The following is a 13,442-nucleotide window of genomic DNA, read 5'->3' on the forward strand; positions in this document are numbered from 1 at the left end:
AGGGGTGCGAATGCGTTTTCAAGCAGTTTTATTTGATTTTGATGGAACTTTAGTTGATTCAGAAGCACTCCACTACCAAAGCTGGATGGAAGTATTAGCTCCTTTCCATATTGATTACACCGAACATGAATTTTGTGACGAGTTTTCAGGTGTGCCGACGCTTGAGGCTGCCCGGATCCTTAAACAACGGCATCAGCTAACTAGCTCACCAAGTGCTTTATGTGAGCAGAAAAATCAAATCTTTGTTGCTAGTGCTGCTTCTGTATTTCCCCGCCTAATGCACTTTGCTTCAGAGGTGGTTGAGCAAACTGCTAAGCAATGTCCAATCGCGTTGGTAACTGGTAGCAGTAGAGCGGAAGCTATTCCTGTGTTGAAGCACTATAAGCTATATGCACTGTTCAGTGTTATCGTGTGCAAAGATGATGTGACAAAGCCAAAGCCCCATCCAGAGCCTTATTTGCAGGCGCTAAATGCACTTGAGGTAGCACCACACAACGCAGTAGCAATCGAAGATACATTCACAGGGTTAACGTCGGCTAAAGCTGCTGGATTAACAGCGCTTGCCGTGCCCAATACGCACTCCAAAAAGCAAGATTTAAACATTGCAGATCAAACTTTTACAGATCTAGAGAGCACATATACTTGGCTATTGGGGCAGAATTAATAGCCCTTTGTTTGATTTTACAAATGCCAATTTTTGTGTAACCTTTAGGTATTAAATATGTTAATTTTGTTTTAGTGTTAAATGCTCTAAGGTTGCTGTAAGCCAGTCTTTGTTCGAATCTTAGGTTTAGTATCCAATGCAAAGGACCATGCTATGCGATATCTATCTATTTTTTTACTGCTATCTTTTCTGTTTTGCCCGCATTTATGTGCCAGCCAATTCGAGCACAAGGTTCAACTTGCCTCTGTGTTTGAAGGACAAGAAGATATTACCCAATATCTGGTGAGTGAGAAGTTTGATGGTGTACGTGCTATTTGGGACGGTACTCAACTGATCACACGAGGCGGCCATGTTATTAATGCGCCAGCTTGGTTTACCGAGCGACTACCAAATGTCTGGCTAGATGGCGAGCTATGGGCCGGTTATAACAATTTTGCATTTGTGAGCGGTGTTGTCAGGCGCCATGCACCTAACGACGAGCATTGGCGACAAGTGACTTACTACGTGTTTGATGCTCCAAATGACACCATCAGCTTTGCTAAACGTTATGAGTTTTACCTTAGGTTACTAACAGGCAATGGCTTGGCTCACATAAAGCCAGTTAAGCAGCATGTTTTTACTTCCTACGATAAGCTAGATGAGTTTTATCAATCCGTGCTGGCGCGCGGAGGGGAGGGCGTGATACTGCATGCAAAAGAAGCCAAACATGAAAGTGGCCGAACGACGAATATTCTTAAATACAAACCCTATTTAGATGATGAAGCGATTGTAGTGAAGCATTTACCCGGCAAAGGAAAGTATCAAGGAATGATGGGCTCGTTATTAGTAAGAGACGAGGAGGGCAATGAGTTTAGGGTTGGCTCCGGCTTTAGTGACGAACAAAGACTTTCTCCCCCCCGATTGGCAGTCAAATTACCTATCGCTATCAAGGATATACCAAGTATGGAAAACCTCGTTTTGCTCGCTTTTTAAGGGTTAGACCTAAACTGTAAAGATGAAGCGACTGCGCGGTAGCAATGTAGTGAGTAGAGCAAAGTGGTTTAAGATAGCGAGCAGTGCTCACTATCTTAAAAGTATAGGGTTATTCTGCACGGCCCATAAACTTAGATTCAGCGGTATTAATCTTAATTTTATCACCGCTTGAAATGTGCTCAGGAACTTGAACGACCAAGCCTGTTGTTAATGTTGCAGGCTTAGTTCTAGCACTTGCTGACGCGCCTTTAATTGAAGGTGAGGTGTCTTCAATCACCAGCTCTACACTTGAAGGCAGGTCGATAGAAACGGGCATACCCTGTACAACAACGACAGACAAGCCTTTAGTTGATTCATCAATAAATAGCAGCTGCTCTGCAATCGAGTCTTTATTTAGATGATAAGGTGTGTAGTCTTCTTCGTCCATAAATACGTATTCATCACCATCAACGTATGAGAGCATTGCAGGACGGCGATTAAGGTCTGCTAAAGTTAGCATCTCTTCCGCTTTGAAGGTTTCATCGACTTTAGAGTTATCCACGACATCGTACATACGCATACGATATAGGCTTCCACCAGCGCGGCCTTGTGGTACTGAACGCTCAATATCACGAACAATCATTACACGACCATTGTACTCGATCGCGGCATGTTTTTTTATTTCACTTGCCTTTGGCATAGCTTGATTCCTAATACAAATAAAGTTGGCACAATATAATCATTTTTCGGCATTTTGGCGAGCTGCAAAGTGCCTCAAATACCATATAACACTTTCATCTCTGCGTATTTAATCCCAAAGTGCTGGTCAAACCAACGGTTAATATAATCATGACTTGGCTCGAGCTTGCGCAGCGCAAAATGTTCTCGCCTTTATCTGTGCCAAGCGCTTGACCACAATAATTTTGTTTCCATGTTAAGGTGAGGTCGTCCGCAAACTTGTCGGTTAACGCAGTAAATTGCTTTTCTGTGATCTCTGCGAGATTTAAAAACTCAGGATAGAGCGGTTCAATATCCAGCTGTTCAAAATCAGCTTGGTGTGCGCGCGTTTTGTTATGCTTACTATCACTGGCATTCCCCTTTATGTAGCGATGAGCTAAGCTTGCCTCGTAACTGACGTTAATATCAAATTTTTCGTCGTAAATGGTTACCGGGTAAGTAAATTCTCTTGTTACCTCAACACTATGTGTTTTATCAGCATCACTGGGATCTGGCCTTTCAACTTCTTGTTGATAGTGCTTACGTTGAATATATTGATTACTGGTACGGTAATAATCTGCATCAGTGAATAGTGCCAATGAAAGCTGCTTGCTCCCTTCGCTATCAAACCATAGACTGTTATTAAAAGCCGCGTTCAGGCCTGAAATAAATGCGCTATATTGCCCTCTAATCGAATTTCCATAGCGTAAGCTAATATCTGCTCTATCACGAATATTCATCGCGTAATAGCGGCTTTTGTCTTGTGCATCTACGCGCAGACGCTTCGGGGTTTGCCATGCCAAGCAATATTTTTCAGTGAAGCTTTTGAGATAAAAGCGCTGGCCTTTTACCTGACTTGCGAGCTCTGTACATTTTTGCTGAGCTTGTGTTTGCAAAGCATCATAGTGGGTGCTCATGGCACTGGCAAGTTGGGCATTCCCAATCAAATGGCGATAGTTATATTCAAACAGCTTGAACTTATCTGGGTAGGGAGTATTGGAGAGTGACTGGGCTTCATCTAGGAGCCACCGCCTTGCATAGTCTAACTCTTCCCTTTGCGTATTTGCCATTGCACCTGTGGGTTTCATTTGCCACTCAGCCTGGTTTTTGACAATTTCCTCAAGTCGAGTTGCGGCGGCCGTGTAGTTATTCGCTAGGCGTAACATGCGAACATCAATAAGGCCTTTATCTATTAGTTTATCTCGCGCAAGCGTTAAACCTTGTTTTGCCTCTAAATCTTCAGGGTCCTCAGCAAGGGCTTGTGAGTAATACTCCGCAGCTTGACGGTACATGCCGGCTTCGTAAAGTTTATTGCCTTTATAAACTAATGATTTACAGCCACTGACAGCAGCCAGTATTGCAATGATGATGGCAGTTTTCTTGATCATAGTGTCATTCCATTCAGCGCACAAAGTTCCATAAGCACAGTGATTTTTGTTGGTCTTTACTTGGTTGGAATACAGTCACACCTGTCCCCAACTTCTAACTGGTTTATAATACAGGGTTCTGGTGAAATCTACACCACTGAATTGTTAAGATTTTGTTTTGATGGCGCTGAATTTTGATGGTGAAAATGAATATTACACCAGTCAAGGTAGGGGGGATTTTATAGGTCATCAATATTGACCGGAATACCTACTTCAGATCCACGTCCTTTAACAACGGCTATAAGTTCAAGAGCTTCTAATCTGTCGAACATCATTTCGTACACTTCGGCAGGTCGCAATAAAATGCTGGCTCATTTCGGTTTAGTACAGCAATAACTGGTTGGCAGTGTTTTTGTTGGCAAGGTAGTCAGGTTTGACCAAGTGGTGGTTAGTCAAACCTGAAAGGTAACGCTTAGGCCTGTTTAAAGAAGGCGAGGTTACTGATTTAGTTTGTCTTGGGTTTTAGTATCAAAGTCGCTGGCATCGTGTCTTTCATGCAGCTGCTCATGAGGTTCGCCCCACGTCCGATTAACCATTTTTCCGCGTTTTACTGCCTCTCTTGAGGCGATGAGTCCTGCCCAGCGGATCACGTGTTCATAGCCGTTAACGTCTAAGAACTCAGCGGCATCATATAGGTGGCCTTGCGCGAGTACTCCATACCAAGGCCAGATAGCTATGTCTGCGATGGTGTATTCATCACCACAGATATATTGTCTGGTGGCTAAGTGTTGATTGAGCAAGTCTAACTGACGTTTCACTTCCATAGTGTAGCGGTTAATGGGGTATTCGTAATGTTCAGGTGCATAGGCATAGAAATGGCCAAACCCACCCCCTAGCAAGGGAGCTGCACCCATTTGCCAAAATAACCAATTGAGGCACTCCGTGCGTTTTGTGGGATCCTGAGGAATGAATTTTTGGAACTTTTCAGCCAAATAAAGCAAGATTGAGCCTGACTCAAATACTTTGGTTGGCTCATTAGTGCTGGTATCGAGTAGAGCTGGGATCTTTGAGTTCGGGTTTAGTGCAACAAACCCAGAGCTAAATTGCTCGCCTTCCATAATATCAATTAAAAAAGCATCGTATTCGGCATCTTTTATGCCAGCAGCAAGCAATTCTTCTAGTAAAACTGTCACTTTCACACCGTTGGGGGTGGCTAGGGAGTAGAGTTGTAGGGGGTGTTTGCCTTGCGGTAGGGACTTTTCGAATCTTGCGCCTGCGGTCGGGCGGTTAATGTTTGCGAATTTACTGCCATCGCCACTTTGCCACGGCCATTGCCATACTTTAGGTGGGGTATAACCCGATGTACTCATTTCATTAACTCCTTCTGTGACTGTCCTATTTCATTATAGAGGCTTGAAGTGAAATGGAAATGAACAAGCCAATTTTGTGAACCGCTTTGATGAAATACAACATGTGATAAGTTTGGCGGGATAAAAAAATGCCGATCAAAAGACCGGCATTATTGAATTGGTTGGGAGTTAAAACACCACAGTTTGAGTCGTTGAACAGGCTGCTGTACTGCCTTGCTCACATACTTGATAGCCGTAAGTACCGCCACCTTTAACACTGATGCTGTCTGTGTGGCTATTATCGTTGCTAGTTGTGACAATTTTACTACCATTGCGATAAATATCGACCTGAGACGTACTCGCACCGTTCCAGCTTAGGTCTACATAGCTGCTGCCTTTTTGCTTATAGCCTGAAGCTGAAAGCTCAACGCTTGCCGTGTTATCACCGTCACCTGAACCTGTACCACCGCCAGCACAACCGTTAGCAGTTAAGTAAGCACTTGCGTCTGCTGCTTTTACAATACCGTAACCAAAATACACATCTTTACCCGCCGCACCAGCATCTGCCGCTGTCGCTTTTAAAGCGCTACGGATTTCTTCACCAGTACACTCTGGGTGGTTAGACCAAACGAGTGCAGCAAGGCCAGCAACTGCAGGTGTTGCCATAGATGTACCGCTCATTAAACCGTAGTCGCTAGTGCCAATGCTGATATTTGCTGTTGTTGCAGCCATCAGTGCGCTGCGATCTTCAAATGCAGCACCTACAGCTGGAATTGACGTGCTGTTAGTATCGCCAAGCGTGCCATAGAGCATACCTGCTTCATTATTGATGATAATCGCGCCGATCCCGCCTGACGCCTCACAGTTTGCTACTTTGTCGTGGAATGAAATATTACCACGGTCGATTAAACATACCTTACCACCTGCTGCGCCATCAGTAGCTTCAGCTGTGCCCATAAAGTAAAGTGAGCCAGAAGCATCGCCGCTGTTTTCCATTGCTGAACTTGCAAACGCTACACCGTCAGCAGTCATACTCGACGCTGTTGCCATATCGGCTGGATAAGTCGACAGGGTATCAACACCACCAGCAGTGACTTCTACGCAAATGTGTTCGTCGTTAGTAGCGCGTTTACCGCGACCAGAAGTACAGCTTGGATACTGAGAGAAGTCTGCAATTTGATTGTCGGCATCGTTAGCACCGATCATCATAACCGATGGGTATCCTGCAGGGTATGAGCGGACATCATTGCCATCGTTACCTGCGGCTGCAACGACAAGACCACCTGCATTACGGAAGTTTTCGAATGCATTTGATTCTGTATTATTTGAGCCGCCGCCGCCCAAACTCATATTGATAATGTTTGCACCCGCTTGCGAACATAAGTTTGCTGCGTGGGCCAGATCAGAAGAGTAACCCCAACCTTCTGCGTTAAATACTTTAATGATATGCATTGGTACGCCAGGTGCCATACCAATAACGCCTAGATTGTTGTCAGCAGCACCGATAGTACCAGCTACGTGGGTGCCGTGTGGACCGCCGTTTTCATACCAGTTGCCTGTGCCGCTGTCATTGTCACCTGTGATATTACCCCAGATAAAGTCAGGGTTGGATTGGTCGAGACCCGAATCAATAACACAGACTTTCATACCCGCATTTGCATCAAAAGTAAGTTGATCAGCCTGTGATTGGTATACAGCATAAGGCGTTAGTTGCTGCTGCATCGGGTTACCAGCATCATCATTGTAGATACTCATTGGATAACGCTTTTGATCAGCTTCAATCAGTTTGATGTGTGGGTTATTTAATAGTCCCTTTACTTGGCTTAGATCTTTACCACTGAAAGTTGCAGCAAAAAAACCTTCTCCATCAACGTGTAGCTCTGCACCTAGTTTTTTCGCGAGTGCTTTTACAACGCCTTTTTTCGAATTATCGACCTGAATAATGTATCTATCGTCAGATGCTTGTGCCTGTGTCATAGCGCAAGCGCCAGCGATAAGTAGTGCCCCAGTTAACTTGTTTAATTTCATTATTATTTTCTCGGTTACATTGCGTGAATATTGTTGTTAATTAATTATAACAACTTCTTAACGGTGGTTAGCATATAACCAATAACAGGAACTCGTAAAGGGTAAATTATGCAGTTTTATGGAATTGATAAGAATATTTAATTACTTTGATATAATGTATGGTTATGACGAGACGTCTAACCATACATTATAGTTATTATAAGGGGAACTGTACTGATAATAGCTTTTATATCAATTGCTATTAAGTGGCGCTATGGAGCTGGTGGCGGTGTTTAGTCGCCAGTAGCAATAGGAAAGGAAGCGCAAGTAAAAGGTGTAAAGCAAGTTGAATGGGCGCATCCAGTGCCAATGGCTGGCTTATAGTTGCAAGGAGCCCAGCGCCACTCATTTGTAATACTCCTATCAATGCTGAAGCCGTACCTGCTTGCTTGGCAAATCCACTAAGCGCTTTTCCCGCTGCTGCACCTATCGTAAATGCAAAGCCGATTGATGCCATATACATAGGCAATACAAAGTGCGCTATTTCGGTTTGTGGCAGCGCCAACAGAAGAAAACCGCTCACACTGAAAACGCTTAAGCCAAAGGTGAGGGACTTTTGACTATTACGCTTGATGAAATGCGGAGCAATAAAGCTTGCTGCAATGCTTAGTATTGCATTGCCAGTAAACCAAAAGGTAAAGTCAGACACGCTGCCACCCATTTTTGCCATGATCCACCCTGGAGCTGAGATCACGAATACGAGCATGGCGGCCATACCTAGCATGGTGAGGATCGCATTATATACAAAGGTGCCACTGCTTAGCATAGGTGTAAAACGTCTCAGGTCGAGAATGTGGCCACTGTAATGGGTGTCCTCTGGGCGAGTTTCTTTATACAGTAAGGTGACGAGCAGCAATCCAACCAAAGCAAACCCAGATAAAAAGCTAAAGTTACTTTGCCAGCCAAATTCTAACGTTAACCAAGCACCAAGTATGGGAGCCAGTGCGGGAATAAAGCACACAATACCATTGAGGTAGGTGATCATTTGTCCACTGCCTTTGTGACCAAAACTGTCTCTGACAATGGCAAATGCACTAACAAATGTGGCACATGCCCCTAAGCCCTGTAAAACACGCGCTACCATCATTAACGACCATGTTGATACTAAGCTTGCCATGACAGCACCCACCGCAAATAAACCAATCCCAATAAGTGCGATGGGTTTTCTTCCGTATTTATCCGCAAGCGGACCTGCTATCAGCTGTCCAAGACCTACAGCCAACATATAAATACTGACGGTTTGTTGAATGTGACTTTCTGACACCTGCAGACTATTTTGCATCTCCACAAAAGCAGGCAAATAGAGGTCGATACCCAAAGGGCAAAAAATCACGAGTAAAGCGAGAATAAAAATCAAGGCTTTTGGGGTTGGTTCAGTCATGGTGTCTCCTTTTGGTCGCTATTGTATTGCGGAGAATTTGAAAAGACAGGACAAAGCGCCGATTTAGCGAATTTTTAAGATATTTTATTTCGGTTCGATCTTCGGAGGTTGATTAACTGGTCAGATGTGTTAATTTTAAGCAAAATAATTAGTGATGAAATCTATGTCTGCACCACTTTTAAAAATTTATAAAAGGATGAGTTGGTTGCCCTTTGGCAAATGGATGTTTAGTAAAGCGGTATGCCGTAAGGCGCCATATTTTGGCACCATTAAACCTAAGATCACTCAGTTACAGCCAGGAGTATGTAGAGCGAGTATCAAAAACCGCAAAGCAATTCATAACCATATTGGTACTGTCCATGCTATCGCGCAGTGTAATCTCGCGGAGTTGTGCGCTGGGGTGATGACGGATGCGACCATCAATCATAAAACCCACCGCTGGATCCCTAAAGGCATGTCAGTGCAGTATCTCGCAAAGGCCGAAACAGACTTACATGCCGTGGCTAAAATTGAATACCCTCGAACTTGGCAGGACAAAGAGGAACTAGTCGTTCCTGTCGAGGTGTTTAATAATGTAGGTGAGAAGGTATTTCACGCCGATATTAATATGTATATCAGTGCAAAAAAACCTTAACTACTTTTGGTTTGCTCAGCTGAGGAGTCAATTGACGTGACGTTATTGGCTCTTTCATTGCGGTGAGTAAGTTTGCCATCAACATGGGCACCTGCTTCGATGGTCAGTGTTTCATGTTCTATGTTGCCAAAGACCTGTGCGTTTGGTAGCAGTGTTACTTGGCTTGCATCGATATCGCCCTCTACCTTTCCAAGTACTGTCAGGTCAGTCGCCTTAATATTACCGACTACTAAGCCTGTTGAGCCGATGATGAGCTTTTCTATTTTGAGGTTACCATGCACTGTACCATCAAGTTGAAGCTCGCCTTCACACTCTATGTCTCCGTTGACTTTGGTACTTTGTGCAATAATTGCAGGAATGTTATTACGCTGACTTTTAAATGAGTTAAACACGGGTGCCTCGCTACCGCAGCGCAAATGCAATGAAATGTTACTTATTGAAAGCGCGAGCGATTTTTATTGGGTTTAGGTGTTTTTTACCTTGAATCACTTCATAGTGCAAGTGGGTTGATGTACTTCTGCCTGTGCTGCCCATTAAGGCAATCACATCACCTTTATTGATTTGCTGGCCTTTTTTTACCTTAATAGTATGAAGATGGCCAAAACGCGTCGTGATATCATTGGCATGCGCTATTTCGATAAAGTTGCCATAGCCACCATTTTTCCCCGCTCTTTTTACCACCCCCGCTGCTGGGGCAATGATTTGCGTTTTGTGCCAACCCGCCAAGTCGATACCTTTGTGGTAGGCTCTGCGACCGGTGATAGGGTCTTTTCGAAACCCAAATGCACTTGAAACATAATACTTTTCTTGGGCAACTGGTAAGGTGTCTGGTACTTGTCCAATCATAGTTGATAATTGAGCATATGTTGTGTACTGGTCGATAGCCTTGATAAAGCTAGCCTCTACTAGGGCTAAGTCGGCCTGAAAGTAAGGACCGCCTTGCGCCTCTGCTGAGTCTGATAGTTGCAACCCGGCGTTATCAATAGATGCTTTCATCTGCACGATTTCAGACTCGTATGTTTGGCCCAATGTTTCACTTAATGTTCGCTGTTGGATCAATAGCCGATTCGCTTGAGGTGCAAATTCACCATTGTTTGTCTGAGAGGTTTTATTGTTGGCTGTTGCGGCTTGCTCGTTAGTTTCGCTTTGCTGCGCTTGCAACTCAGTTGAGTCAATGAGTGACTCTAGTACCGTGTGTTGTTGTGATAACTGCTCAAGGGTGCTTTGCTGTTGGGCTAGGGTAGCCTTTAGCTGTGCCTTTTCGCTCTGCCACTTTGCTTGCAACTGAGCTAAATTTTGCTGCTCTTTATTAAGCTTAATGGTGTTTTCTTGCAGTTGAATTACTGCATTTGCAATCCATAGCGCAACGGCCACAAAAATTAACAGCACACACGCTTGCACCCAAGATGGTAATTTCAGCATCTTGACGGTCGCGTCTTGGCGAACAATTAATTGGGTAGGCTTAAACAGCTTTACGTATAGGCGCTTGAGAACTTGCAACATTTAACCTCGGACTTCAACTAGCGCTACACTCTAACAATTTTTAGTCAAATTTCCAGTTTTTAGAACCAAAAAAAGGGCATGAATTCATCATGCCCTTGATTTAAAAGTAAATAAATTTGCGATTAATGCACAGATAATTGCGATTATTTGGCTGGAAGTACGGTGCCTTCTACAGAGCCAAATCCAATACGCTTGTAACCTTGTGCTTCACACCAGCCACGCATAATCACTTTATCGCCATCTTCTAAGAACTTACGTTCTTCACCGTTTGCCAGAGTGATGGTTTCTTTACCGCCGCGAGATAGCTCTAATAATGAACCGGCTTCTTCGTGCTCTGGACCTGACTGAGTACCTGAGCCTAACATGTCACCAGGTACAAAGTTACAGCCGTTTACCGTATGGTGTGTAACCATTTGTGCAACAGTCCAGTAGCTATGTTTGAAGCTGGATTCAGACAGTTTGCTTGGCTTGGCATTTTCGCTACGCATTTTCTCTGTTTCTAGTAATACATCCATACGGATATCAATGGCACCTGATTCACGGTTCTGAGCCGACTCTAGGTAATCAAGTGGTTGCGGGTCGTTTTCATCACGGTGCCAGTTGGTGCGATATGGCGCAAGCGCCTCAGTAGTCACTACCCAAGGAGAAACCGTTGATGCAAAGTTCTTCGCAAGGAACGGGCCTAATGGTTGATACTCCCATGCTTGTAGGTCACGTGCTGACCAGTCATTGAATAAGCAAAAACCAAATACGTGATCTTCTGCGTCTTTAATCGCGATAGAGTCACCGAGCTCATTACCTTTACCTAGGTAGATCCCGAGTTCAAGCTCGTAGTCTAGGCGTTTACAAGGGCCAAATGACGGCGTATCCGCGTCAGGGGCTTTTGTTTGGCCTTTAGGACGAGGGAAAGCTTGTCCTGACACGTCAATTGATGATGCACGGCCATGATAACCAATAGGAACCCACTTATAGTTTGGTAGTAATGGATTATCAGGACGGAACAAGCTACCTACCGCAGTCGCGTGGTAAATTGAAGTATAAAAATCGGTGTAATCGCCAATGTGACAAGGTAAAGCGTATTCAACATCGCCTTGTGCCACTAATGCACCTTCGAGGCTCGATTGCAGTTCAGAACCTGAGCGTAAAGCACGAGAAAGAGCAAGTCGAAGTGCTGACCAATACGGTTTACCCATGCCCATAAATTCGTTTAATGCAGGGGCATTGGCCGCTTCTACCGCTTCTTGTGCCTCGCCTGAGAATAGTTTTGCATCTGCAACGGCACCAAGGTCTAGTACTTGATCGCCAATAGCTACACCACCTCGAAATTCTTCATTACTGTTTTTACGACGAAATACCGCAAATGGTAAGTTTTGAATAGGGAAGTCAGTTTCAGCAGCGTTTGCACTAGTTACCCAACTAGTTAGTTGAATGTCGTGTGTTTCATTTATTTGAGACATTGCCTTTCCTTTAATTTTGGCTTTCAACTTGAGTTATGGTCAAAAGTGAAAAACTCAAGTCGTAATAGCAATTTGATAAACCACAAAAAGCAGCTATCGCTAGCTGCTTTTTTATTAACTCGATGTTGGTGTTTAGATCACACCACGACGCTCTTGGTCGCGTTCAATCGACTCGAACAATGCTTGGAAGTTACCTTCACCAAAACCGCCATCATCAACACGTTGGATCATCTCGATGAAGATTGGGCCAAATAGGTTCTTAGTGAAGATCTGTAGTAAGTAGCAGTCTTCGCTTTGGCTATCAACTAGGATTTGGTGTTGCTTGATTTTTTCTTTGTCTTCTTTAACCCAAGGCACACGGTCAAAAATAGTGTCATAGTAGTGATCTACGATATCAAGCGTTGCAATCGTGCTCTTGTCTAGCTTATCTAAAGAACCAACTAAGTCGTCAGTTAAGAAAGCTAAATGCTGTACACCTGGACCATTGTACTCGTCTAGGTACTCATCGATCTGGTTGTTGTTGTCGTCTTTACCTTCGTTAATTGGAATTGAGAAGGTGCCACAAGGCGACTTAAGCGCGTATGAAAGCAACGCAGTCTTTTGGCCTTTGATGTCAAAGTAGCGAACTTCAGTAAAGCCGAATACGTCTTTATAGAAGTTAGCCCAAGTTTCCATCGTGCCTTTGTATACGTTGTTGGTAAGGTGGTCGATGCGCTTGAAGCCTTTGTCTTCAACAATTTTTTGTTCTTCTAGGTCAACAAAGTCTTGCTCGTAGATTGAGCCTTTGTCGCCGAAGTTTTCGATAAAGTAAATTAGGCTATCACCAATACCGTAAATCGCTGGGTACGGTAAATCTTTGTGAGTTGAGTCAGTAGCTGGCTTTGCACCACGCTCAACTGCTGTTTCAAACGCCTTTTGCGCATTTTCTACGCGCCAGCCCATAGAACAAATTGCAGGCCCATGGCTCTTTGCAAACTCGGCAGAGAAACCATCACGTTCGTTGTTCAGTAAAAAGTGAATATCGTGTTGGTTGTAGTACACGATATCTTTGTCTTTAAATTTCTTTAGCTTTGAGAATCCAAAGTCAGTGAAAACCTTGTCCATGTAATCAGCGTCTGGCGTTGCGTATTCTGTAAACTCGATGCCGACTAGGCCTAGTGGATTATTTACTTCACTCATTGTTTTACTCCCGTATTAAGCACTGGGTGACTTGTTAGAATTTATGACTGGATGATTAATCAAATTGCACTAAAGGGGAAGCCAAAGGCAGTAAATAGCAAGGTACTGCTTTGTAAATTTAGTTGCACAATTGCCATGGAAAAGACACAAAATTGACACAGGCGTGACGAATT

At 43.9% G+C, this 13,442-nt stretch carries 11 protein-coding genes and 1 pseudogene; 3 read left to right on the forward strand and 9 right to left on the reverse strand.

Going from position 1 to position 13,442, the window contains the following annotated elements:
- Positions 1 to 10: 10 nt before the first annotated feature.
- The gene (locus CEX98_RS08935) at positions 11 to 664 is read left to right on the forward strand and encodes an HAD family hydrolase (protein ID WP_099641734.1); all 654 of its coding nucleotides are present in this window, start codon (positions 11 to 13) and stop codon (positions 662 to 664) included.
- A 153-nt stretch (positions 665 to 817) separates the two neighbouring features.
- Positions 818 to 1,656, forward strand: a pseudogene (locus CEX98_RS08940) (DNA ligase).
- Between the two features lie 89 nt (positions 1,657 to 1,745).
- Here the strand turns inward: CEX98_RS08940 and efpL are convergent.
- The 5 genes from efpL to CEX98_RS08970 form a co-directional block, all read right to left on the reverse strand.
- Positions 1,746 to 2,315, reverse strand: a complete 570-nt coding sequence (efpL, locus tag CEX98_RS08945; RefSeq protein WP_099641735.1) for an elongation factor P-like protein EfpL — start codon at positions 2,313 to 2,315, stop codon at positions 1,746 to 1,748.
- Positions 2,316 to 2,409: 94 nt separating this feature from the next.
- Positions 2,410 to 3,720, reverse strand: coding sequence for a tetratricopeptide repeat protein (locus CEX98_RS08950; protein WP_242441668.1), 1,311 nt, complete (start codon positions 3,718 to 3,720; stop codon positions 2,410 to 2,412).
- 476 nt (positions 3,721 to 4,196) lie between these two features.
- Positions 4,197 to 5,069 (reverse strand): glutathione-dependent disulfide-bond oxidoreductase, encoded by an 873-nt coding sequence (gene yghU, locus CEX98_RS08960; RefSeq protein WP_099641736.1) that lies wholly within the window; start codon positions 5,067 to 5,069, stop codon positions 4,197 to 4,199.
- 168 nt (positions 5,070 to 5,237) lie between these two features.
- Positions 5,238 to 7,076, reverse strand: coding sequence for a S8 family serine peptidase (locus tag CEX98_RS08965; RefSeq protein WP_099641737.1), 1,839 nt, complete (start codon positions 7,074 to 7,076; stop codon positions 5,238 to 5,240).
- A 241-nt stretch (positions 7,077 to 7,317) separates the two neighbouring features.
- Positions 7,318 to 8,496: a multidrug effflux MFS transporter gene (locus CEX98_RS08970; protein ID WP_099641738.1), complete on the reverse strand. Its 1,179-nt coding sequence runs from the start codon at positions 8,494 to 8,496 to the stop codon at positions 7,318 to 7,320.
- A 163-nt stretch (positions 8,497 to 8,659) separates the two neighbouring features.
- On the opposite strand from CEX98_RS08970, the gene CEX98_RS08975 reads away from it, so the two are divergent.
- Positions 8,660 to 9,130, forward strand: coding sequence for a hotdog fold domain-containing protein (locus CEX98_RS08975; RefSeq protein ID WP_099641767.1), 471 nt, complete (start codon positions 8,660 to 8,662; stop codon positions 9,128 to 9,130).
- Here CEX98_RS08975 and CEX98_RS08980 read toward each other — a convergent pair.
- From CEX98_RS08980 to hppD, 4 genes are all read right to left on the reverse strand, one after another.
- Positions 9,127 to 9,522: a bactofilin family protein gene (locus tag CEX98_RS08980; RefSeq protein WP_099641739.1), complete on the reverse strand. Its 396-nt coding sequence runs from the start codon at positions 9,520 to 9,522 to the stop codon at positions 9,127 to 9,129. The genes CEX98_RS08975 and CEX98_RS08980 overlap by 4 nt on opposite strands.
- A 37-nt stretch (positions 9,523 to 9,559) precedes the next feature.
- Complete coding sequence (locus CEX98_RS08985) at positions 9,560 to 10,633, reverse strand: peptidoglycan DD-metalloendopeptidase family protein (protein ID WP_099641740.1); 1,074 nt, start codon at positions 10,631 to 10,633, stop codon at positions 9,560 to 9,562.
- A gap of 143 nt (positions 10,634 to 10,776) precedes the next feature.
- On the reverse strand, positions 10,777 to 12,090 hold the full coding sequence (fahA, locus tag CEX98_RS08990) for a fumarylacetoacetase (protein WP_099641741.1): 1,314 nt from the start codon (positions 12,088 to 12,090) through the stop codon (positions 10,777 to 10,779).
- Positions 12,091 to 12,222: 132 nt separating this feature from the next.
- A complete protein-coding gene (gene hppD / locus CEX98_RS08995) occupies positions 12,223 to 13,269 on the reverse strand; it encodes a 4-hydroxyphenylpyruvate dioxygenase (protein ID WP_099641742.1) in 1,047 nt (348 codons plus the stop codon).
- Between the last annotated feature and the right edge of the window lie 173 nt (positions 13,270 to 13,442).

Origin of the sequence: Pseudoalteromonas piscicida (assembly GCF_002744175.1) — a bacterium.
GTDB classification, from domain to species: Bacteria; Pseudomonadota; Gammaproteobacteria; order Enterobacterales; family Alteromonadaceae; genus Pseudoalteromonas; species Pseudoalteromonas piscicida_B.